Source organism: Streptomyces sp. R21 (assembly GCF_041051975.1).
Lineage (GTDB): Bacteria > Actinomycetota > Actinomycetes > Streptomycetales > Streptomycetaceae > Streptomyces.
This window is the reverse complement of sequence record NZ_CP163435.1, coordinates 9538664-9559091: the sequence shown is the minus strand read 5'-3', so window position 1 is coordinate 9559091 and position 20428 is coordinate 9538664. Positions and strand designations below refer to the sequence as shown.

The 20428-nt window shown below is 70.5% G+C and carries 19 protein-coding genes; 8 read left to right on the top strand and 11 right to left on the bottom strand.

Annotated features, from left to right (window positions below; translation table 11 throughout):
* Positions 1-177 precede the first annotated feature (177 nt).
* Together AB5J56_RS42790 and AB5J56_RS42785 are read left to right on the top strand one after the other, a co-directional pair.
* Positions 178-1359: an ROK family protein gene (locus AB5J56_RS42790; RefSeq protein ID WP_369241530.1), complete on the top strand. Its 1182-nt coding sequence runs from the start codon at positions 178-180 to the stop codon at positions 1357-1359.
* A 300-nt stretch (positions 1360-1659) separates the two neighbouring features.
* Positions 1660-4389 (top strand): sugar-binding domain-containing protein, encoded by a 2730-nt coding sequence (locus AB5J56_RS42785; RefSeq protein ID WP_369241528.1) that lies wholly within the window; start codon positions 1660-1662, stop codon positions 4387-4389.
* Positions 4390-4460: 71 nt separating this feature from the next.
* Here the strand turns inward: AB5J56_RS42785 and AB5J56_RS42780 are convergent, their stop codons facing one another.
* Positions 4461-5906 (bottom strand): hydrolase, encoded by a 1446-nt coding sequence (locus tag AB5J56_RS42780; RefSeq protein WP_369241526.1) that lies wholly within the window; start codon positions 5904-5906, stop codon positions 4461-4463.
* A gap of 230 nt (positions 5907-6136) precedes the next feature.
* Here AB5J56_RS42780 and AB5J56_RS42775 point away from each other — a divergent pair, with 230 nt between their 5' ends.
* Positions 6137-6400, top strand: coding sequence for a GlsB/YeaQ/YmgE family stress response membrane protein (locus AB5J56_RS42775; RefSeq protein ID WP_369241524.1), 264 nt, complete (start codon positions 6137-6139; stop codon positions 6398-6400).
* 219 nt (positions 6401-6619) lie between these two features.
* Complete coding sequence (locus tag AB5J56_RS42770; RefSeq protein WP_369241522.1) at positions 6620-7501, top strand: N-acetyltransferase family protein; 882 nt, start codon at positions 6620-6622, stop codon at positions 7499-7501.
* Between the two features lie 300 nt (positions 7502-7801).
* On the opposite strand, the gene AB5J56_RS42765 is transcribed toward AB5J56_RS42770, so the two are convergent.
* The 4 genes from AB5J56_RS42765 to AB5J56_RS42750 all read right to left on the bottom strand — a co-directional run bounded on the left by AB5J56_RS42765 (position 7802) and on the right by AB5J56_RS42750 (position 9952).
* On the bottom strand, positions 7802-8500 hold the full coding sequence (locus tag AB5J56_RS42765; RefSeq protein ID WP_369241520.1) for a VOC family protein: 699 nt from the start codon (positions 8498-8500) through the stop codon (positions 7802-7804).
* 57 nt (positions 8501-8557) lie between these two features.
* Positions 8558-8980, bottom strand: a complete 423-nt coding sequence (locus AB5J56_RS42760; protein WP_369241518.1) for a hypothetical protein — start codon at positions 8978-8980, stop codon at positions 8558-8560.
* 57 nt (positions 8981-9037) lie between these two features.
* The gene (locus tag AB5J56_RS42755; RefSeq protein ID WP_369241516.1) at positions 9038-9448 is read right to left on the bottom strand and encodes a VOC family protein; all 411 of its coding nucleotides are present in this window, start codon (positions 9446-9448) and stop codon (positions 9038-9040) included.
* A 111-nt stretch (positions 9449-9559) separates the two neighbouring features.
* Positions 9560-9952, bottom strand: coding sequence for a helix-turn-helix domain-containing protein (locus AB5J56_RS42750; RefSeq protein ID WP_369241514.1), 393 nt, complete (start codon positions 9950-9952; stop codon positions 9560-9562).
* A gap of 144 nt (positions 9953-10096) precedes the next feature.
* On the opposite strand from AB5J56_RS42750, the gene AB5J56_RS42745 reads away from it, so the two are divergent.
* The gene (locus tag AB5J56_RS42745; RefSeq protein ID WP_369241512.1) at positions 10097-10765 is read left to right on the top strand and encodes a hypothetical protein; all 669 of its coding nucleotides are present in this window, start codon (positions 10097-10099) and stop codon (positions 10763-10765) included.
* Positions 10766-10787: 22 nt separating this feature from the next.
* On the opposite strand, the gene AB5J56_RS42740 is transcribed toward AB5J56_RS42745, so the two are convergent.
* From AB5J56_RS42740 to AB5J56_RS42730, 3 genes are all read right to left on the bottom strand, one after another.
* On the bottom strand, positions 10788-11699 hold the full coding sequence (locus AB5J56_RS42740) for an NAD-dependent epimerase/dehydratase family protein (RefSeq protein WP_369243123.1): 912 nt from the start codon (positions 11697-11699) through the stop codon (positions 10788-10790).
* A 160-nt stretch (positions 11700-11859) separates the two neighbouring features.
* Positions 11860-12645 (bottom strand): GNAT family N-acetyltransferase, encoded by a 786-nt coding sequence (locus AB5J56_RS42735; RefSeq protein WP_369241510.1) that lies wholly within the window; start codon positions 12643-12645, stop codon positions 11860-11862.
* A gap of 104 nt (positions 12646-12749) precedes the next feature.
* The gene (locus AB5J56_RS42730; protein WP_369241508.1) at positions 12750-14756 is read right to left on the bottom strand and encodes an RICIN domain-containing protein; all 2007 of its coding nucleotides are present in this window, start codon (positions 14754-14756) and stop codon (positions 12750-12752) included.
* 312 nt (positions 14757-15068) lie between these two features.
* On the opposite strand from AB5J56_RS42730, the gene AB5J56_RS42725 reads away from it, so the two are divergent.
* Positions 15069-15818: an MBL fold metallo-hydrolase gene (locus AB5J56_RS42725; RefSeq protein WP_369241506.1), complete on the top strand. Its 750-nt coding sequence runs from the start codon at positions 15069-15071 to the stop codon at positions 15816-15818.
* Here AB5J56_RS42725 and AB5J56_RS42720 read toward each other — a convergent pair.
* Positions 15811-16200: a MerR family transcriptional regulator gene (locus tag AB5J56_RS42720; RefSeq protein WP_369241504.1), complete on the bottom strand. Its 390-nt coding sequence runs from the start codon at positions 16198-16200 to the stop codon at positions 15811-15813. The genes AB5J56_RS42725 and AB5J56_RS42720 overlap by 8 nt on opposite strands.
* 79 nt (positions 16201-16279) lie before the next feature.
* Between AB5J56_RS42720 and AB5J56_RS42715 the strand changes: the two genes are divergently transcribed.
* Positions 16280-17656, top strand: a complete 1377-nt coding sequence (locus AB5J56_RS42715; RefSeq protein ID WP_369241502.1) for an MFS transporter — start codon at positions 16280-16282, stop codon at positions 17654-17656.
* A gap of 72 nt (positions 17657-17728) precedes the next feature.
* Here AB5J56_RS42715 and AB5J56_RS42710 read toward each other — a convergent pair whose 3' ends face one another.
* Both AB5J56_RS42710 and AB5J56_RS42705 read right to left on the bottom strand, forming a co-directional pair.
* Positions 17729-18715 (bottom strand): NAD-dependent epimerase/dehydratase family protein, encoded by a 987-nt coding sequence (locus AB5J56_RS42710; protein WP_369241500.1) that lies wholly within the window; start codon positions 18713-18715, stop codon positions 17729-17731.
* 119 nt (positions 18716-18834) lie between these two features.
* Positions 18835-19689: a GNAT family N-acetyltransferase gene (locus AB5J56_RS42705; protein ID WP_369241498.1), complete on the bottom strand. Its 855-nt coding sequence runs from the start codon at positions 19687-19689 to the stop codon at positions 18835-18837.
* A 190-nt stretch (positions 19690-19879) separates the two neighbouring features.
* Here AB5J56_RS42705 and AB5J56_RS42700 point away from each other — a divergent pair, with 190 nt between their 5' ends.
* Entirely contained in the window at positions 19880-20416 is a 537-nt protein-coding gene (locus AB5J56_RS42700) for a GNAT family N-acetyltransferase (RefSeq protein ID WP_369241496.1), read from the top strand.
* The last annotated feature ends 12 nt before the right edge of the window (positions 20417-20428 follow it).

Genomic DNA, 20428 nt, shown 5'->3' with positions numbered 1-20428 from the left:
GCCGTCGGATCAAGTGCGGCGGGCATCCGGCCGGCGCTGGGCTCCCCTTGGGTCCCCTCGGCTCGCCCGGCGAGGCTGACTGGGCTGTCTGAAACTGGCTGAGCTGACTGGGCGATAAAGTTAAGGAGCCTTACTAGATGCGTCAAGAGGGTGCCACGAATGCGTGAGAATGGTGCGATGCCCGCCAGCGACGCCGTAGAGCAGCCGGAACAGCCCTGGAACCGTCAGCGGCTGCGGAGCAGCAACGAGCGACTGCTGCTCGACCGGCTGCGCACCACCGGCGCCGCCTCGCGCGCCCAACTCGCCCGCGACACGGGCCTGTCGAAGCCGACGGTCTCCAGCGCCCTCGCCGCGCTGGCCGAGGCCGGGCTGGTCCACGAGGTCGGCACGCATGCCCCCGAGCGTGGCCGGGTGGCCGTGCTCTACGCCCCCGACCCCGCCGCCGGCTATGCGCTCGGCATCGACATCGGCCGCGGCTGGCTGCGCGTGGCGGTCGCCGATCTGGACGGGGCCGTGGTCGCGCGTGCCGACGTACGCAACCGTGCGCGCACCTCGGGGGCCATGGCCGACCTGGTGGTCGCCACCGCACAACAGGTCGTCGCCAACTCCGGCGTGAAGCGGGACGAGGTGGTGCACGCGGTCGTGGGCACGCCGGGGGTGTACGACGCGAAGCAGCGTCGGGTGCGCTACGCGATGCATCTGCCCGGCTGGGGCCGCGCAGGCCTGTTCGACCGGATGCGGGAGGAGTTGGCCATTCCGCTGGAGGTCCACAACGACGCCAACCTGGCCGCGCTGGGCGAGTACACCTACGGCGTGGGCGCGGGCAGCCGCCTCTTCACGTACATCATGATCGGCACCGGACTCGGCATGGGCGTCGTCAGTGAAGGCCGGCTCTTCACCGGGGCGCACGGCGGAGCCGGGGAGATCGGGTTCCTCCCGTGGCCGGGGCAGCAGAAGCCGGACACGCTGGAGGACGCGGTGTCGGGGGTGGCCGTCGTCGAGGCGGCGCGGCACTTCGGGATGACCGGGCAGCTCACCGCGAAGGCCGTGTTCGACGCGGCCCGGCAGGGAAATCCCGCCGCGGTCGAGGCGGTTCGGCTGGAGGGCGAGCGGATCGCGCACACCGTGGCGGCGGCGGCCGCGGTGCTCGACCCCGACCTGGTGGTGCTCGGCGGGGGCGTGGGCCACAGCGTCGACCTGCTGCTGCGCCCGGTGCGCGAGACCCTGCGGGGCCTGACGCCGCTGCGCCCGAAGATCGTCCCGAGCCGGCTGGGCGAGGACGCGGTACTGCTCGGCGCGGTGGCGACGGCGCTGGGGACGGCGCGGGACGTGGTCTTCGAGCGGCGGTCGGCCTCATAACTCCGGCCCCCGCAAGCCCAGTTGAGCGTTTGGCGCGGGGCGGTGACCCTGATGCGGGGCCCCTGCCCACAAATCGGCGCGGCCCCCTACGGCACGGCCCTGCGCCCGCGGAGCAGCTTCCCGTCCAGCACGGCGGTGATTGACATGGCCTGCCCGGCGCCCTAGCTTGTGGGCCCAGTTAGTAAAGTTTCCTAACTTGACTGCCTGCTCAGCTCGATCCCCCGTTGCACCCCTGCCCGCCCCTCCCCCGACCCGCAGTGCCGAAGCGCGGATGCTCCCCCACCTCCCAAGGAGACCACCGTGTTCCACCGCCCTGCCTCCAGACGGCGCTTCGCCACGGCGGCCGTCGCCCTGGCCCTCCTCGGCACCCTCACCACGAGCGCGTGGAGAGGCGCCCACGACACCGGGACCTCCCGCTCCCCCGGCCCCCGGGCCACCGCCGTCGCCTCCGCTCCGGGCAGCACCACCCCGCTCTCCGGGTACGCCATCCAGTCGACGGCCAAGGTGACCGACTCCGCAGCCGCCGTCTCCAGCCCCGGCTATCCGGCGAGCGGCTGGTACCCGGCGGGCCCGCGCTCCACCGTCCTGGCCGCGCTGCTCGCAGGCGGGACGTACGCGGACCCGTTCTACTCGACCAACCAGCAGAAGATCCCGAAGGCCGGCTTCGACGTCCCGTGGTGGTACCGCTCGGACTTCACGGTCGCCGACACCTCCGAGCGCACCTACCTGGACTTCAGCGGAGTGATCTCGGCGGCCGACGTCTATGTCAACGGACGGCAGATCGCCCAGGCCGCGGACGTGGCAGGCGCGTACACGCACCACGAGTTGGACATCACCTCGCTGCTCCGTGCGGGCACGAACGCGGTCGCCTTCCGCATCCAGCCCAACGATCCGAACAAGAACCTGACCATGGGCTGGATCGACTGGCTCCAGCCGCCGCCCGACGAGAACATGGGCATCGTCCGAGACGTCCTCGTGCGCCGCGGCGGCCCGGTCGCGCTGCGCGACACGCACGTGGTGACCCGGCTCGACGTACCCTCGCTCTCCTCAGCGGACCTGACGGTCAAGGCGCGGCTCCGCAACGACTCGGACACCGCCGTCACCGCGACGGTCTCCGGCACGATCGGCACCGCGGCCGTCAGCAAACCCGTCTCCCTCGCGGCCCACGAGACGAAGCCGGTCACCTTCACGCCCGCCGACTTCCCGCAGCTCCATCTCACCGCGCCGAAAGTGTGGTGGCCCGCGGGTATGGGCGGACAGCCCCTCTACGGCCTCGAACTGACCGCCTCCGTCGCCGGCACCGTCTCGGACACCGCACACGAGAGCTTCGGTATCCGTGACGTACAGGCGCCGCTGAACTCCGACGGCGCCCGGCAGTACCGCGTCAACGGCCGCAAGCTGCTCATCAAGGGCGGCGGCTGGTCGCCCGACGAGTTCCTGCGCTGGGACCGGGCGTACGCCGAGGACCGCCTGAAGTACGCGCTCGACCTCGGCCTCAACACCATCCGTCTGGAAGGCCACATCGAGCCGGACGAGTTCTTCGACCTCGCCGACCGGTACGGCATCCTCACGATGCCCGGCTGGGAGTGCTGCGACAAGTGGGAGGGCAACGTCAACGGCGGCGAGTCCGGTGACAAGTGGACCGCGGCCGACTATCCGATCGCCAAGGCGTCGATGACCGCCGAGGCCGCCCGCCTGCGCGACCACCCGAGCGTCATCTCGTTCCTCATCGGCAGCGACTTCGCCCCCGACGCCACGATCGAGAAGAACTACGTGGACGCCCTCGAGGCAGCCGACTGGCCCACCCCGGTGGTCGCCGCGGCCTCCGACAACTCCTCTCCCATCAGCGGCAGTTCGGGCATGAAGATGTCCGGCCCGTACGACTGGATCCCGCCGAACTACTGGTACGCCAAGCGTGAGGGCGGCGCCACCGGCTTCAACTCCGAGACCAGTGCGGGCCCCGACATCCCCACCCTCGACACCCTGCGCCGCATGCTCTCCCCCGCCGAACTCGACACCCTCTGGAAGAACCCGAACGCCAAGCAGTACCACCGCTCGCCGTCGTCGACCTTCGGCACCCTCAAGCTCTACGACAACGCCCTGACCGGACGCTACGGCGCCCCGACCGGCCTCACGGACTACGTGCGCAAGGCGCAGCTCGCCCAGTACGAGAACGTGCGCGCGCAGTTCGAGGCGTACGGGCGCAACGCCGGCGACGCCTCGAAGCCGTCGACCGGAGTCGTCTACTGGATGTTCAACAGCGGGTGGACCTCACTGCACTGGCAGCTGATGGACCGTTACCTTGACCAGGGCGGCGCCTACTTCGGCGCCAAGAAGGCGAACGAGCCGCTGCACGTCCAGTACTCGTACGACAGCCGCTCGGTCGTGGTGGTGAACAACCGGCATACTGCCGCCTCCGGACTCACGGCCCGGGTGACGCTGTTCAACACCGACGGCTCGCAGCGGTACGACAAGTCGGCGGCCGGTGTGAGCGTCGGCGGGGACGGCGCGCACAGCACCGCGCTCACCGTGCCGTCCTCGATCAGCGGACTGTCGACGACGTACCTCGCCCGCCTGACGCTGACCGATTCCGCGGGCCGGGAGGTCAGCCGCAACGTCTACTGGCTCTCGACCAAGCCGGACACTCTCGACTGGGCCAACACCGACTGGTACTACACGCCGACGACGAGCTACGCGGACCTCAAGGGCCTCAACGCCCTTGCCCAGGTGCCGGTTTCGGCCTCGGACGCGACGACCGAGGCCGCGGAGGACGGCACGTCGACGACGAGGGTCACCGTGCGGAACGCGGCCGGCGGCAGGACTCCCTCGCTGCTGACCGACGTCCATCTCGTGGACGCGTCGGGCAAGCCGGTGCTGCCGGTTCAGTGGTCCGACAACCAAGTCAGCCTGTGGCCGGGCGAGTCGACGACGCTGACCGTCACCTACCGCACGGCGGACCTGCACGGGTCGGCGCCCTACCTGCGCATCTCGGGGTGGAACACGCCGGAGAAGACGGTTCCGGCGGCCTAGACGGAGGGGCGGGCCCGATCATGTCAGGGCGGGCCCGCCCGTCTGCGTTCAGCTCGCGTAGAGCGCTCCGATCAGCTCACATTGAGCGCCGTGTCGTCGAGGACGAACGACGTCTGGAGCGTGGAGCCTTCGGTGCCGGTGAACTTGAGGGTGACCGTCTGCCCCGCGTAGCTCGCGAGGCTGAGGCTGCGCTGCGTGTAGCCGCTCGCCGCGTTCAGGTTCGAGTACGTGGCCAGCGTCGACAGGACGGTGCCGCTGCTGTTGAGCACCTGCGCCTTCAGGGTGTCGTACGCCGTGCTCGTGGTCGTCTCGGCCGTGTCGACGTGGAGATAGAAGGTGAGGGCGGCGGTCGTGCAGCCCGACGGGATGGTCACCGACTGGGAGAGCGTGTCGGTGTGCGCGGACCCGTAGCCGTTGAGCCAGGCCTTGTAGGAGCCGGTGCGAGCCGCCTCGCCGCTGTCGGTCGTGATGACACCGCTGCTGGCGGTCCAGGAAGTGCTGCCGGACTCGAAGCCGGGGTTGGCGAGGAGCTGGGCCGCGGTGCAGGTGCCGCCACCTCCGCCACCACCGCTGCTTCCGGCGCCGGCGAGCCACTCGGTGGCATTGAGGGCGAGGGCGGCGTTCGTGGCGCCGGTGTCGTTCCAGCCGTCATAGAGCGTGTTGCCGGACTGGCCGGTGCCGTCGTCGATGGGCGAACTGTCACCCCAGAACGCCACGCGGCCGCTGCCGAAGGTGCTGGTGGCGAAGAACGCACCCGTGTTGCCCGAGTAGCCGGTGCGGTAGAGCAAGCCCTTGACCGCCGAGTTGTCTGCGGGCTTCAGCGTGGCCGTCGTACCACTGGCGATCAGGCTCTTGCTGACCGTGCCGAACGAGCCGTGCAGCACCGGGTTCGTGCTGTCGGAGATGGCGCTCGGGTAGTCGGAGCTGATGCTCAGCGAGTCGATGGAGAAGCCGAACGGGTCGGTGCTGTCGACGCTGTTGTTGGTCATCAGGTCGTTGAGGATTTCCACCGCATCTTCGCCGTCGTTGTTGCGGTCGGCGCCGGTGTGGTCGGAGACCATGAACAGGCCGCCGCCGTTCTTCACGAACGTCATGATGGCCGTCTTCTCGGCCGTCGTGAACAGCGTGTTCGGCTCGGGAAGGACGAGCGTGTCGAAGTTCGACAGGTCTGTGGCCGTCGAGCCGCCGTAGGCCAGGCTGGAGCCCGAAGGCAGCGTCTTCAGGCTGTAGCTGCCGGTCTTCTGCAGGGCGACGCCCCACGAGGACAGCGCGCCGGTCCAGTCCGTCTCGGAGGACGGGGAGGAGTCCTGGCCGAGCGGGTCGGGCTGGCTGCTGGAGATGATCCAGTCCGCGTTGCCGGCCGTCTCGGCATGCGCGTTGTCGAACAGGATCCGGTGCGTGGTGGCCGCAACTGCGGGAGTGGCGGCGGACGTCTGGAGGGCGGCACCTGTGGCGAGCAGGCCGAACGCGGCCAGCGCCGTGCCGAGTCTGTGGCGGGATCGTCTGAATCCGTGCATCCGGCGAACCTCCGTGAGGGATGGGGAGAGGCGGTGCGGGCGCAAGTCTCCGCGCGTAGAACGGCGGTTGGCCGTCCTTATGGCGACAGATTCTTGAACGGTACATGGCAAACGAGGCTCTGAACAGCGGCCGCCCGCGCCCCATTGCGAACCGTGGAACACCGAACGGACTGGCTTCGCGTCACGGGGGCACCCTCTAGCTGCAGGGAACCCGACCAAGAGGGGTGGAAATGGAGATCTCGGGCATCATCAGTGCCATTGTCATCGGCATCATCATCGGTGTCCTCGGCCGGCTCGTCGTCCCGGGGCGCCAGCGCATCGGCATCCTGTGGACGATACTCGTCGGCATCGTGGCCGCGTTCATCGGCGCGGGCATCGCGGCCGCCTTCGGCGTGGCCGACACCAAGGGCATCGACTGGATCGAATGGCTCATCCAAATAGGCCTGGCCGCACTGGGTGTTGCCGCCTTGGACCGCGCGAAGGCGCGCCGCTGACGGGACGTTGCGCCCGGCCGGGCGCACTGAGCCGCTGAAGGGATCGGCGCCGCGCCGCGCGCGAGGGCGAGCGCCTCGCCATGCGCGAGGGTGAGCGCTCGCCGCACGCAAGCGGTGGGCGCCGCGCCATGCCCACCTAATTCCCTTGCCGTCGCGCACCGGCGGGGCTAGGTTCTGCGGGCTTCTCCCCCACACATCCAGCCATCACCCGGAGACACCTTGTCGCTGCGCATCACACCGCTGACCGACCCCGACACCACCCCCTCCAGCCGCCGCCTGGCATGGCTGGCCGCCGGCGCGGAGGGAGTTCCCGTCGGCTCCGCCTATCTGCGGCTGTTCACCAAGGAAGGGCAGGAGCACCTCGCCGAGGTGGAGGTCGCCGTACACCCGGCCGAGCGGCGGCAGGGGGTCGGCAGCCGACTTCTGGACGCGGCCGTCGCCGTCTCCCGCAGCGAGGGGCGGCGGTCGCTCGTGGCGCAGGTCGAGGACGGCTCCCCCGGCGATCCGTTCCTGGCGGCGCGCGGCTTTCGCAGGGTGCTCGCGCTGACGTACAGCCGTCTGCCGCTGGCCGAGGCGGATCTCGCCCGGATCGACGAGATCGCGGAACGCCCGCATCCGGGCTACGCGTTGACACAGTGGGACGGCATCGTGCCGCCCGAACTGGCCCGCACCTTCGCCGAGTCACGGCGGGCGATGGACGACATGCCGATGGAGGGGACCGACTTCGGGACGGTCGTGTGGGACGTGCAGCGTGTCGTCGCGGCGGCCGAAACCGTCGCGAAGCGCGGGGAGTTGCTCCACACCGTCGCCGCGGTGGACACCTCGGACGGCTCGATCGTCGGGTTCTCCGAACTCGTGGTGCCGGGCGACGGCCGGGGCGATGCCCAGCACTACGGCACCGGTGTGCTGCCCGAGCACCGCGGCCACGGCCTGGGGCTGTGGATGAAGGCGGAGTCCATCCGCCGTGCCCGACAGCGCCACCCCGAGCTCGAGGGCCTGCTCACCGACACCGCCGACAGCAATGCGCCCATGCTCGGCATCAACGACACGCTCGGCTATCTGCCCACCCACAAGGCAGTGGAGTACCAGCTCGACCTGTGACCGGTGCGAGGACCGCCGTACCTCACCTGCGGGAGACGGATTCAGCATTCCGTATACGGTCTCCCGGTCCTACCGTGGAGGCAACGAGAACACCCCGTTCAGGCCCGCCGACGCGGCTCCCCTCAGCATCGACGGGCCTGCCGCCTCCACCGTGCGCCCGGCGCGGGAGTATCTGGCGCGACGGGAGGCAGTCCCCCTGGGCGGCGTGTGCCAACGAAGTCAGCATGCCAGCACACCACCCGCCGCGGCGGGGGCCGACCGGCCCACAACTGCGGCCCGTTCGGCCCCCGTCGGAGACGGTCAGGCGCGGCTGGGTTTCACCTCGGTCCAGCCTGCCGCGCCGACGCAGGCTTCGTTGCCCTCGGGGTCGGCCAGTACCCAGTGCGACGGCGCGTGGGCATCGGTGACCAGGCGGCCGCCGACGGCAAGCGCCGCTGCTATGCGTGCTTCCGCCTGGTCGTACGGCACCCAGACGTCGACGTGAACGCGGTTGCGCTGCGGACGCGGGGTGTCCATCTGCTGGAAGTAGAACGGGGCGCCGCGGCGATGCGGGTCGATCAGGTCCTCGGGGCTGCCGGCGCGGTCCTGGTAGCCGAGCAGGGCACGCCAGAACGCCACCACGTCGGGACCGGAGAGGGCGTCGAGGGTGACCTGGACGGTCTGCACGGCGGACGGATCGGCGGGAATACCCAGCCGTCGGGCCACGGCCGAGATCTGCCGGGCCAGCTCGACGTCCTGCTCGATCATCCCGTAGTAATCGCCAGTGAGCGTGATCAGCCGCACGGTGACGCCCTCGTGCCGCAGGTCGACGTCGGGTCGACCGTGCCCGAGGTCGGGGAGTTCACTGATCGCCTGCACGAGCTGCGCGCCCGTCGTGAACGATCCGGTGCGGAAGTAGGCGCACGCCCCCTCACCGAGGACCCGCCACTCCTCCACGCCGTCGCTCTCGTGGAACTGCTGCGGTCTGATGCGTGCGACGCCACTCTCTACGTAAGTCACGAGCAAAACATAACTGGCCGGTCCGACAATCCGCTTCGGACCCATGGACGTGGGAGCCTAGTTGCCGGTGGCATCCTTCAGACTCAGCGCAGCGCGCCCGAAGGCCTCTGTCAGGAACCGGTGTTGACGATCCGTCAGGTCCGTCAGGAAGAGCACCGCGTCGGCGCCTGTCTCTTCGCAAGTGGCGGCGACTTCTCGGACCTTCCCCTGGCTCAGGATGGTCCGCGACGAGTACGGCAGGTGCATCTTCCTCGCCCCGCCGCCGGAGACGCCTCGGCGTTGCACCACTCGTGCGCCCCGCGCCGTCAGGTCGTCGACAGCCGCGTCCATGAGCGCGCCGAAATCCTTCTGTTTGGCGGAGAAGAAGCCGACGACGACCACCGCGGATCCCGCGATCTCCGCAGGCGCGACGGGCTGCCGAGCCCGCACCGCGGGAGCGCATCGGGGGTGGCGGCGCTCCCGCCCGCGGTTCTGCTGCATGCCGACACCGTAGACGCGCGGCGGCAGCGGCCACACCTGTTTTCTTCGCGGCGGCTTTCAGGCCTTCGGCTGGGTGAAGCGGATGCTGTTGCCGAAGGGGTCGCGCAGGCCGCAGTCGATTCCGTACGGGCGCTCGGTGGGCTCCTCGGTGAACTCGACGCCCCTGCCCAGCAGCGTCTCGTACGTCTTACGGCAGTCGTCCGTGCTGAAGATCAGCGAGCCGCCCGTGGCGCCCTTGGTCACCAGTTCGCGGACCTGCTGTGCTGTCTCCTCGGACATCGCCGGAGGGCCCGGCCTCTCCAGCAGGATCTGGCGTTCCGGGTGCCCGGGGACGCTGACGGTGAGCCAGCGCATGAAGCCCATGTCGACGTCGGCGCTGACCTCCAGGCCGAGCTTGCCGACGTAGAAGTCGAGGGCCTCGTTCTGGTCGAGGACGTAGATCTGTGAGTGTGTGATGGCGTTGAACATGTGCATCACGCTACTGGGCGGGCCGGACGAAAACTTATCCAAAACTGCTCAGCCGACGGGTGAGACAACGCCGGTGCAGACGGACACGGGCAGGTACGAGCGGCGGGGCGGTCAGGCCCTCGGTCGCAGCCACGCCATCGTGAAGCACGTCGGGACGTCCGCGGGCGCCGCTCCCTTGCGGTAGGCCCTCGGCGACCGGCCGACGATGTCGCGGAACGTACGGCTGAAGGTTCCCGGGCTGCCGAAGCCGACCTCGAAGCAGATGTCCGTCACGCTCCGCTCGGTCTCCCTCAGCAGGAACATCGCCCGCTCGACACGGCGGCGCTGCAGGTAGCGGTGCGGCGTCTCGCCGAACGTGGCCCGGAACGTCCGCGTGAAGTGCGCCTGCGACACATGCGCGATGCGGGCCAGGGCCGGGACGTCCAACGGCTGCTTGTACGCGCGGTCCATCGCGTCCCGTGCCCGAAGCATGCGGCGGTTGGTCTCCTCTGCGGCGCGACTCACGGCGCCATCACACCACGATTCACCGCCATAAGCCCGAGATGACACGAAGGGGCGCCCATCCGGCCAACCATGGCGACTCGTAGGCCAGTTACCTCCCGGTTCACGGCGTCTCGCTTGTCTCCCTCTGGGACCGGGTAGGGCGAGATGATGCTGCGCCTACCCGAGTTCACCGACGAACTGGCGGATGGCTTCACCGCCGACGGCTACCTCCCGCTGCCCGGGCTCATGGCGCCCCCGGCAGTGTCGGTCCTTCGCGCGGAGGTGAACCGGCTCGAACAGCTCGCTGTGCGGCGGGAGTTCACGATGGAGTGCATGGATTCCTCTCCGCGCCGCATGACCACCCTCGGCGGCCGTGTCATCGCGCAGGAGTCCGAGCTGATCGTGCGGCTCTACCACCAAGGGGGCTTGATCGACCTCATCGGCCGGATCGCGGGCCTGAAGGTCGTGCCGGTGCGCGACGCGCTCGAACGCCATGTCGTCAACGTCCTTCACCGCGACGGCGACACCCACGGAGCGCACACGGACGACTATCCGCTGGCTCTCGTCCTGTTCATGGAGGCACCGCACGACCCCGAGGACGGCGGGCTCCTGGAATACGTTCCGCACACCACCGTCCTGCGCGCTCTGCGGACTCCGTCGGCGCGACAGGTCCACCACCGCGCCGGCGACGGCTACCTGCTGCGCAGCGACACGACCGCCCATCGCGTCACGCCACTGGACCGCGACGGAGTGCGCCGTACCGTGCTCAACTTCGCGTACACCACGGCGGACCGGCAGCAGGCTGTGACGACCTCCGCGTCCCAGCTCTACTGAGCCGCTTGCTCCTGGTGCGGCGTCACCGGTCGCTTGCCATCGCCGCGAGGCCGTCGTACGTGGACGGGTGGGCCGGCGTCCAGCCCAGTTCGCGTTCCGCCTTTGCCGAGGACACACGCATGGAGGTGGTCATCATCGTGTGCACGTACGACATGGGCTTCGTCAGCCAGAGCGGGACGGGCATCGGCTTGGGCAGGTCGAACTGCTCGGCCACGGCGCGGACATGGGCGGCGAAGCCCAGCGGGGTGCGGTCGGTGATGTTGTACGCCTGGCCGGGGTGGCCTCGGTCGACCGCGGCGGCCACCGCGGCTGCCGCGTCGGTGAGTTCGATCCAGGGCAGGACGCGGCCGTGGTCGGCGGGCGCGGGGAGCTGCCGCTTGCGGAGCATGGGCAGCAGGGCGTCGGTGCCACCGGGGCCGTAGAAGAGGCCGAAGCGCAGTGCGATGCCCTCCAGCTCTTCGGCGGCGAAGGTGAGTTGTTCCTTGATGCGCATGCCCTCGATGTGCCGCTCCAGTTCGGCCGTGGTGCCGCGCGGGCCGAAGGCGTCGTCCTCCGTGAGGACATGGTCGCCGTGGTCGCCGTACCCGTAGCCGAAGACCATCGACTCCGTGACGAAGCGGCGGGCGCCGGTGGCCCGGGCGGCCTCGATGAGGTGGGCGGTGCCGTCGATGCGCAGCGCGTTGGTGGCGTGCATGTCACGGTGGCGCATGGGCGCCCTGCGCAGGGCGGTGGCCGCGTGGATGACCGTGTCGAAGTGCCGGCCGTCGACGGCGCGCAACAGCGCGTCGCGGTCCATCAGGTCGGCCCGGACGCCGCTGCCCGGTCCTCGTCCGAGGCCGGTGACCTTGTGGCCCGCCTCGGTCAGGGCGTGGGTGATGTGGGTGCCGAGGACGCCGCCGGCGCCCGCCAGGAGGATGCTCTGGTTCGTCGTCATGCCCATGCGACGACGCTAGCGGCCCGGGATGTGACATCGGGTCGCTGACATGCGGGAACGGACCCGCGTCCGCACCCGGCGGCGGCCGGGCGCCGCGCCGGGTGCCACCGGAGCCGTGCCACCGCGCGGAACGGGCGCGCACGGCCAGCACGGCCCGCCGCTACGTGGCGTCCGGTGTGCGGACGTACGGCGTCGTCGTGGTCAGCGGTGCGAAGCCCAGGCGGGCGAGGATCGGGCGGCTCTGGTTCGAGGCGTCGACCTGGACGTAGCGGTAGCCGCGGTCCACGGCGACGCGGGCACGGTGGGCGACGAGGGCACGGTAGATGCCCCGGCCGCGCCAGGCCTCGACCGTGCCGCCGCCCCACAGACCGGCGAAGCGGGAGCCGGGTACGAGTTCCATGCGGGCCGCGCTGACCGGGGTGTCCCCGGCGAGGGCCACGACGGCGACGACGTTGTCGTCGTCACCGGTGAGCTGGGCCAGCAGCTGGTGGCGCAGCCGGGTGCTGTCCGTGCCGAAGGCCTTCTCGTGGACGTCCGCCACGAGGTCGACGCCCGCGCGGTCGATGACGGGCAGGATGCTCACGCCGTCCGGTGGTTCGACGTCGAGGGTCAGGTCGCCCACCTCGGCGACCATCACCGTCTCCTCGGGTTCGGCCGTGAACCCGGCCGCCCGCAGCCGTCGCCCCAGGTCTTCCGGCTGGTCGTGCCCATACAGCTTCCATTCGAACTCACGCCCGAGTTCGGTGTAGTACCGGATCTGCTCGGCGATCGCCGCGTCCGCGCCCGCCTCGTCCAGGTCGGACCAGACGACCCCGTTCCAGCCGTGCTCGGCGCCGACCTGGCGCACCACCTTGTCGACGCGCTCGATCCGGGCACCGGGGCCGTCGGGCCTCGCACCTTCTCGCATGTCCCGATCGAACAGAGCCAGTACCGCTACGTGATCCATGGGCTCACTCCACCATCAGTGGCCCCGCACGGCAATGGCATTGGGCCGGGGCGGTGCCGCCCGACCGGCACCGCCCCTCCGCGTCGTCCCAGGTCAGGGGCGGCTCAGTTGCGGGTCCACTGCTGGTTGGATCCGCCGTTGCACGACCACAGGTCGATCGACGTCCCGTTCGCCGTGCCGTTGCCCACCGCGTCCAGGCAGAGTCCGGAGACGTTGTTGGTGATGGTCCCGTTGGTGTTGACGGTCCACTTCTGGTTGGTGCCGCCGTTGCAGTCCCACAGGACCACCTTGGTGCCGTTGGCGGTGCCGCTGTTGTAGGCGTCCAGGCACTTGTTGCCGTAGACGACCAGTTCGCTGCGCGCGGTGGAGGTGAACGTCTGGTTCTGGCCGCCGCCGCAGTCCCAGAGTTCGGCCTGGGTGTTGTTGGTGATGCCGTTCTGGAAGAAGTCCAGGCAGCGCCCCGAGCCGGTGCCGACGATCGCCGTCCCGTTGGTGCCCGGGATGGCACGGACCGCCACCGCGTCGATGTCGGGTGCCGTGCCGGTCGACGCCGCGAAGGTCAGCGTGTTCGCGCCCTTGGCCAGATGGGCGAGGACGGAGACGGTGCGGTAGGTGCTCGACGAGCCGGTGGGCGGGAAGGCGAGCGTCTGCGCGTACTGGCCGTTGACCTTGAGCGTCGCCTGGCGGGCGGACGAGCCGCCATTGGCGTAGCTGATGTCGACGAGCTTCGTCCCCGCGGCGGCCGCGCTGACACCGGTGAACGTCGGCGTCGTCGCGGTGGTGGTGTCCTCGTACGTCGTCCCGGATCCCTCGGTGCCGGAAACGGTGAGCAGCACGCCTTCACCGGCCGGGACACTGGTGGTGTAACTCGTGGCGTAGGAGCCGACGTTGGAGGCGGACCACACGTTGCGCACGGTGGCGGAGGCCGTGGTCAGCCCCATGTCCTGCCAGCGGGCGGTGATATCGGCCGCGGCGGAGGTGCGGTTGAGCAGCAGGACCGCGCGCTTGCCGGTGCCGGACAGGACCTTGCTGTAGACCTGCAGGCCGCTGCTGTCCTCGGCGACCTTGACTCCCTGGAGTCCGCGCGCGTCCTGGTCGATGCCGATGACCTCGGAGTTGGTGAGGATCGAGGCCGTCGATGTGCTCATGGTGGCGAGGTTGTTGCCCGCGAGCAGCGGGGCGCCGGAGATGGCCCACAGGCCCATGTGCGTGCGGTTCTGGGCGGCGTTCAGTCCACTCATGCCGATGGTCATCATGTCCGGGTCGTTGTAGTAGCCGGTGTGCTGGGCGGCCGGGTGCAGCGACTTGTCGAAGTTGGCCAGGATGCTGGACATCGTCGGGTTGTTGGGCCAGTAGACGATGTCGGTGCTGGTGCGCCACATCGCGCCCGTGCCGGCAGCCCAGTTCCACGGCTTGCCGGTGCCCCATTCGCACAGGGACAGCACGAGCGAACGTCCGGTGACGGCGGTCGCGGCGGTGTTGGCGTCGCGGATCGCCTTGTACGTCGTCTCCTGGTTGAGGCCCTCCACGTCGCCGCCGCACCAGTCGATCTTGAGGAAGTCGAAGCCCCAGTTCTGGAAGGTCTGGAGGTCCTGCTGGTTGTGGCCCTCCATCCCGGTGTTGGGTGCGGCGGGCGTGCCTTCCGGGGTCGGGTAGTAGTAGCCGCAGCCGTTCTTCCCGGCGTCGGTGTAGATACCGGCCTTGAGTCCTTTGCTGTGGATGTAGTCGGCGATGGCCTTCATGCCGCCGGGCCACTTCGCGGTGTCGACGCTGATGTTGCCGCTGCTGTCGCGGGCGCCCTCCCACCAGCCCTCGTCGATGTTGACGTACTTGTAGCCCGCGGCGGCCATGCCGGAGGAGACGAGGGCGTCGGCCTGGGCCTTGATGGTGTTGTAGTCGACGGCGCTGGCGAAACTGTTCCAGGACGCCCAGCCCATCGGGGCCGGGGCAACCCCGATCTGACTGGTGCTCACCGCGGCCGGTTCGGCCGTCAGCGGGGTGGTGGAGCGGCCGAGGCCGGTCAGTCCGGCGAGGGCGAGACCGAGGACGGCGCACTGGACGGCGGCGCGGCGCAGGAGGCGTCTGAGACGGGGGGTGGTCTGGGGGGACATGCGGCTCTCCCTTGAGCGGTTTTGTTCGCAGACTCGAACAAAAGTCAACGAGACTCGCCACATAGGAGCGCCCTAGCGGGATTCAGTCAAGACCCGCTTCAATAAAGGCCGTTCACCTTCGGCCATCTCCCGGACAGCCGCGCTCGTACCTCGCTGTGCACACGGGCGGGCACGCCGGCGTTCATGCGCACCCGCGTGTCGGCGAACGCGCGCGCACGCGGGGACCCGGCCGCCGCACGCTCCGGAGGATCAACTACGTTCCCCTCAGGGCACGTACACAGGTTCCGACAAGAGCGGGAAGAGGGGGAAGACATGCGGGAAGAGGCCATCGTCCAGGCCGCGGAAGGCGTCCATCTCGTGCACGGCAGCAACACGAACTGGATCGTCCTGTCCGACGGCGACGCCGCCACTCTGATCGACACCGGCTACCCCGGCGACCGCCAAGAGGTCCTCGCGTCACTCAAGGCCCTCGGTCACTCGCCCGAAGGCCTCGCGGGCGTGCTGATCACGCACGCGCACAACGACCACCTCGGTTCGGCCGAGTACCTCAGCAGCACCTACGGCGTCCCCGTCCACCTCCACGACGAGGAACTGCCGCACGCGCGCCGCGAGTTCCTGCACCAGGTCACCATCGGCCAGGTGGTGCGCGAAGCATGGCGGCCCGGTGTGCTGCCGTGGGCGGTGCACGCGCTGCGGTCGGGCGGCAAGACGGACGTCCGCATGACGCGGCCCGCGCCGTTCCCCGGTACCGGGGCGCTCGATCTGCCCGGCCGCCCGGTCCCGGTGCACACGCCGGGGCACACAGCGGGCCACTGCGTCTACCACCTGCCGGACGCCGGCATCTTGATCTCCGGTGACGCCCTGGTCAGCGGCCACCCCACCTCGCGGACCCGCGGTCCGCAACTGCTGCCGGTCATGTTCGACACCGACCGCGCGACCGCTCTCGCCTCGCTCAGCCGCATCGGGTCCCTCGCCGCGGACGTGCTGCTGCCGGGGCACGGCCCGGTGCATCGCGGTTCGGTGCGCGAGGCGGCCCAGCGCGCCGAGGAGCTGGTCAGCTGACCTCCCCCGCCTCAGCAGCGGCGGGCCGAACCGCCGCCAGATAGGACCGCAGCGCGTCCCGGTTGCGGGCCAGGCAGTCGATGCGGCTCTGGATACGGTCGATCTCGCCGCTCAGCAGCGCGGCGGTCTCCGGGGTGAGGCACTCGGGGTGGAGATGAATCTCGCCGGGGTCGGACAGGAACGGCAGGATGACTCGGATGATCTCGGTGGTGAGGCCGGAGTCGAGGAGCCCGCGCAGCTGCCGTACACACGCGACCGCCGACTCCCCGTACTCCCGGTAGCCGTTCTCGGCCCGCTCGGGGTGCAGGAGGTCCTGCTCCTCGTAGTAGCGCAGCATCCTGGTGGGGACGCCGGTGCGGCGCGACAGTTCACCGATCTTCATGGCTCTCCACCCGCTTGCGGTGCCGGTCGGGGACGGCACGCTTGCCTTCACACTGATGTGAAGGTTTCAGCATGGTGCCATGTCCACCGCACCCATGGCCAAGGGCACCGCCATGTCCTCCCGCCCCACCCCCGCACTGCCGTGGTGGGGTCTGCTCGCCCTGTCCACCGCCGCCTTCACCGCTGTCCTGACCGAACTGCTCCCGGCGGGACTGCTGCCGCGGATGGCACCGGCCCTGGGCGTCTCCGAAGGGCGTGTCGGGTTCCTGGTGACCGGTTACGCGCTCGCCTCCTTCCTGGCCGCGATCCCGCTCACGGCCGCACTGCGCGGACAGCCGCGCCGCCGGGTCCTGATCGGCACACTCGTGGGCTTCGCCTGCTGCAACGCCGTCACGGCGCTCTCGACGTCGTACGCACTGACCTTCACCGTCCGGCTCACGGCCGGCGTCATGGGCGGCACGCTCTGGGCGATGCTCGTCGGCTACGCGGCCCGTATGGTCCCCGCGGAGCGGCGCGGCCGCGCGATCGCCGTCGTCCTCGCGGGGATTACCCTCGCCCTGTCCCTGGGCGTTCCGGCCGGCAGCGCGCTCGCCGAGGCACTCGGCTGGCGCGCCGCCTTCGCCGTACCGGCAGTGCTCGCCGCCCTGCTGGTGGTCTGGGTGCGGTGGCAGGTGCCGGACTTCCCCGGCGAGGCGGCCGGCACGCACGTACCGCTGCGCCGCGTCGCCGGCCTCCCCGGGATCGTGCCCATCCTGTCGGTCACCCTGCTTCTGCTGCTGGGGCACCAGGCGATATACACCTACGTGGCGCCGTTCGCGGAGCATGTGGGGTTCGGCCACACCGGTCTCGTCCTTCTGGTGTTCGGGCTCGCCACCGTCGTCGGGATCTGGATCGTCGGCGTACTGGTCGACGCTCATCTACGGCGCACCCTGCTGACGTCTCTCGCGGTGATCGCGGGGGCCATGCTCGCGCTCGGCCTGGCCGCGCGCAGTCCCGCCGTCCTGCTCGTCGCGGTCGCCCTGTGGGGCGCGGCCTTCGGCGGGGCACCGACCCTGATCCAGACCGCGCTGGTCGACGCCTCCGGCCCCGCCCACGCGGACGTGGCCACCTCGCTGCAGACCACCGTGTACAACACGGGCATCGCGGCGGGGTCGTTCACGGGTGGGCTCGTACTGGAGGATGCCGGGGCGTCGGCCCTGCCCTGGACGGCGTTTCCGTTGGTCGCGGGGGCGCTGGTCGTCGTGGTGGTGGGGCGGCGGATGGCGTTTCCGGTGCGGCGGCGGGCGGGCGATGCTCGATTGGTGGACGGGCGAGCGGTGGACGGCCGAGGGGTGGACGGGCGCGGAGCGGGCGGTCGCCCGGTTGGCGGACGCTCGAAGGCTTCTGTCGTGTCCTGCGTCTGCGATACGGCGGCTGCGGCGTCCCGGGAGTCGACGGCGATGCGGCCGAGCCAGTAGGAGTGCGACGTTGACGCCGGGGCAGGTCACCACCGCCATCGGCGCGAAGGCCGACCTCGTCAGCCGACCCCGTCAGCCGAGGGCGTCGAGCAACTCGCGTTCGCGCGGTGCGCTGAGGCCCGCTCGCCTGGTCCGCTCCAGGCCCTGTTCGCGTTCCCAGCGCAGCGTGTCCGCGAGCAACTCCGCGCGGGGTCGATGACGCAGTCCCGCGGCCCGCGCCGCGGCCCCGCTGCGGGCCGACCACCCTTCCCAGCCCGGCTCGGCCAGCCACATCGGCAGGGACTCGGCCCCCATGTACTGGGCCACCCCGTTCGCCAGCAGCCACGCCGGGTCGGCGGCGACCACCGGGCCGGTGTGCCCGCCCAGGGTGCGCGACAGCTCGATCCACTCCCCGAGGGGGACGACGGGGCCGACGGCGTTGTAGGTGCCGACGCGCCCCGTCTCCGCGGCATCCAGCAGCCAGGCGGAGAGGTCCCGCGCGTCGACCACCTGGGTCGGAACGGCCGGCGCGTCGGGAACGAGCAGCGGCCCGCGCGGATCGCGTGCGGCACGGGCCACCCAGTAGCCGGAGCGGCCACTGTGATCGCCCGGGCCGCCGATGAGACCGGCGCGAGCGATCAGCAGACGATCCCCCACGACCGCCGTCGACGCCTGCTCGCACGCCACCTTCGCCTCGCCGTACACCGCGCGGTCGACCTCGCTCCGGTCGGTCGGCGGCAGGAGGGCAGCGGACTCGTCCGCGTGCAGCACGGCGTGGGAGGCATAGGCGCTCACCGAAGAGACGTAGACCCAGTGCCCGGCCCGCTTCCCCAGAGCGTCGAGCGCCGCACGGACGAACCCCGGCTGCCACGACACCTCGACCACCGCGTCCCATGCCCGGTCGAGCAGCGGATCATATGCCGAGGGATCGCGCCGGTCAGCGGCCACCAGCACCGCTCCGTCGGCGACTTCGCCGCTTTCGCCACGCGCCAGACACGTCACCCGATGACCGCGCGCCAGCGCCTGCCGGGACAATTCCCGGCCCACCCATGCCGTTCCGCCCAGAACCAGGATCTCCATCCCGCCACCCAAGCACCGCGACGACCATGCGCCCAGGGGGATCTGCTGACAGCAGACCGAAGGATCCGGCCTGATCGCCGCCGGTCACCAACCCCGTGGGGCAGGCCGGTTCACTCCTCCTAGCCGAGTTCGAGGGTGGTCACGCCGAAGACGCGCTCCGAGGCGAACGGCCTGACCGGTCCGGTGTACATGCGGGCCGTTTCGAAGGACGGTGTGAAGCCGAGTTTCTCGACGAGAGCGATCCCTGCGGCGTTCGTCTCGGGGATGTCGATGGCGACCTCGCTCCCGGTGGCGTCGGCGGTCAGCGCGGTGAAGAGGGCCTGGGCGTCCTCGGCGGTGTCGGCGAACAGCGGGCCGATGCGCAGTGCGTCGCGGGCGGGCCGGATGACGCCGTAGCCGGTGACGCGTCCTTCGGTGCGGCGGAGGAAGGCCCGGTGGCCGGCGCCGGTCAGCCACCGCTGCAGGAAGAGCGGGCGGTCCGCGGGATAGCAGGCGCTGTCGTACGCCGTGAGCGCGTCGAGGTCGGCCGGTTGGGCGGGCCGCACTTCGGGATCCGCCTCCCCCGCGGGCGCGGTGCCGTTGAAACGGATGGTGCGGTGGGCGAGTTCGAAGCCGGACTGACGATAGTTGGACTGCTGGGCGACGACACCGTCGAGGCCGATGGTCCGGCCTTCCGCGTGGGCGAGGGCTGCCTTCCAGGTGGCGAGGCCGTAGCCGCGGCCGCGCAGGTCGGGGCGTACGAGGTAGCAGCCCAGGAAGGCGTAGTCGCCGCCGTAGTTGACGACGGAGATCGCCGAGACCGGCTCCCCGTCGATGCGGCCGAGGAAGAAACCTCCGGGGTCCTGGGCGAAGAAGCTCGGGCCGTCGGACAGTCCGGGGTTCCACCCCTCGTCCGCCGCCCAGCCGCTGATCACCGGCCAGTCGTCGAGTGAGGCCTGGGTGACGACGAGGTCTTGGGGACCCGGAGAGGTCATCTGCGCGCTCCATTCCATGAGGGCTTCGATGCGGTGCTCGGCCGCACGCGCAGCATCCTTCCCGATCGGCGCGGCGCACGCCACGCCGCGATCATGCGGACGGCCGCCCAACCGGCCACTCCCCCAACGGCGTTGGGCTCCGGTGCGGGCCACGACGCCGGCCCGGACGGGCAGCCTAAGCTTGCGACGTATGAGCGTCGATCATGTGACCCTGCGCCCCGTCGCCGAACACGACCTGCCCGTCATGGACCGGTTCCGAACGGAACCGGAGGTCTCCGGGCCCTTCCAGTGGTTCGGTTGGTCGGAGACCGGCCGCTGGCGCCGTCTGTGGGCGGAGAACGGACTGCTCACCGACGACTCGGGTCATCTGATGGTCGTACGCGACACCGAGCAGCTGGGTTTCGTCGCCTGGCGGAAGGTCGTCGTCACCCGCAGCACGTTCTACTGGAACGTCGGCATCGGCCTCCTGCCGGACGCACGCGGCAAGGGCGTGGGCACCGAGGCACAGCGGCAGTTGGTCCACTACCTGTTCGCCCACACCCTCGTGCAGCGGATCGAGGCGGACACCGAGGTGGGCAACACCGCCGAGCAACGTGCCCTGGAAAAGGCCGGATTCACCCGCGAGGGCGTGCACCGCAGCGTCGTGTTCCGCGACGGACAGTGGCGCGATCTCGTGCGCTACAGCATCCTGCGCGGCGACTTCGCCTCCCCCGCGTCGCGCCACTGACGCGAGGCTCTC

Coding starts and splice junctions, on each gene's coding strand:
- AB5J56_RS42775 (WP_369241524.1), top strand. CDS start 6,137: ATGGAGATCTCGGGCATCATCAGTGCCATTGTCATCGGCATCATCATC.
- AB5J56_RS42705 (WP_369241498.1), bottom strand. CDS start 19,689: ATGACCTCTCCGGGTCCCCAAGACCTCGTCGTCACCCAGGCCTCACTC.
- AB5J56_RS42735 (WP_369241510.1), bottom strand. CDS start 12,645: ATGGATCACGTAGCGGTACTGGCTCTGTTCGATCGGGACATGCGAGAA.
- AB5J56_RS42715 (WP_369241502.1), top strand. CDS start 16,280: ATGTCCACCGCACCCATGGCCAAGGGCACCGCCATGTCCTCCCGCCCC.
- AB5J56_RS42740 (WP_369243123.1), bottom strand. CDS start 11,699: ATGACGACGAACCAGAGCATCCTCCTGGCGGGCGCCGGCGGCGTCCTC.
- AB5J56_RS42790 (WP_369241530.1), top strand. CDS start 178: ATGCCCGCCAGCGACGCCGTAGAGCAGCCGGAACAGCCCTGGAACCGT.
- AB5J56_RS42745 (WP_369241512.1), top strand. CDS start 10,097: ATGATGCTGCGCCTACCCGAGTTCACCGACGAACTGGCGGATGGCTTC.
- AB5J56_RS42755 (WP_369241516.1), bottom strand. CDS start 9,448: ATGTTCAACGCCATCACACACTCACAGATCTACGTCCTCGACCAGAAC.
- AB5J56_RS42700 (WP_369241496.1), top strand. CDS start 19,880: ATGAGCGTCGATCATGTGACCCTGCGCCCCGTCGCCGAACACGACCTG.
- AB5J56_RS42710 (WP_369241500.1), bottom strand. CDS start 18,715: ATGGAGATCCTGGTTCTGGGCGGAACGGCATGGGTGGGCCGGGAATTG.
- AB5J56_RS42730 (WP_369241508.1), bottom strand. CDS start 14,756: ATGTCCCCCCAGACCACCCCCCGTCTCAGACGCCTCCTGCGCCGCGCC.
- AB5J56_RS42760 (WP_369241518.1), bottom strand. CDS start 8,980: ATGCAGCAGAACCGCGGGCGGGAGCGCCGCCACCCCCGATGCGCTCCC.
- AB5J56_RS42725 (WP_369241506.1), top strand. CDS start 15,069: ATGCGGGAAGAGGCCATCGTCCAGGCCGCGGAAGGCGTCCATCTCGTG.
- AB5J56_RS42780 (WP_369241526.1), bottom strand. CDS start 5,906: ATGCACGGATTCAGACGATCCCGCCACAGACTCGGCACGGCGCTGGCC.
- AB5J56_RS42720 (WP_369241504.1), bottom strand. CDS start 16,200: ATGAAGATCGGTGAACTGTCGCGCCGCACCGGCGTCCCCACCAGGATG.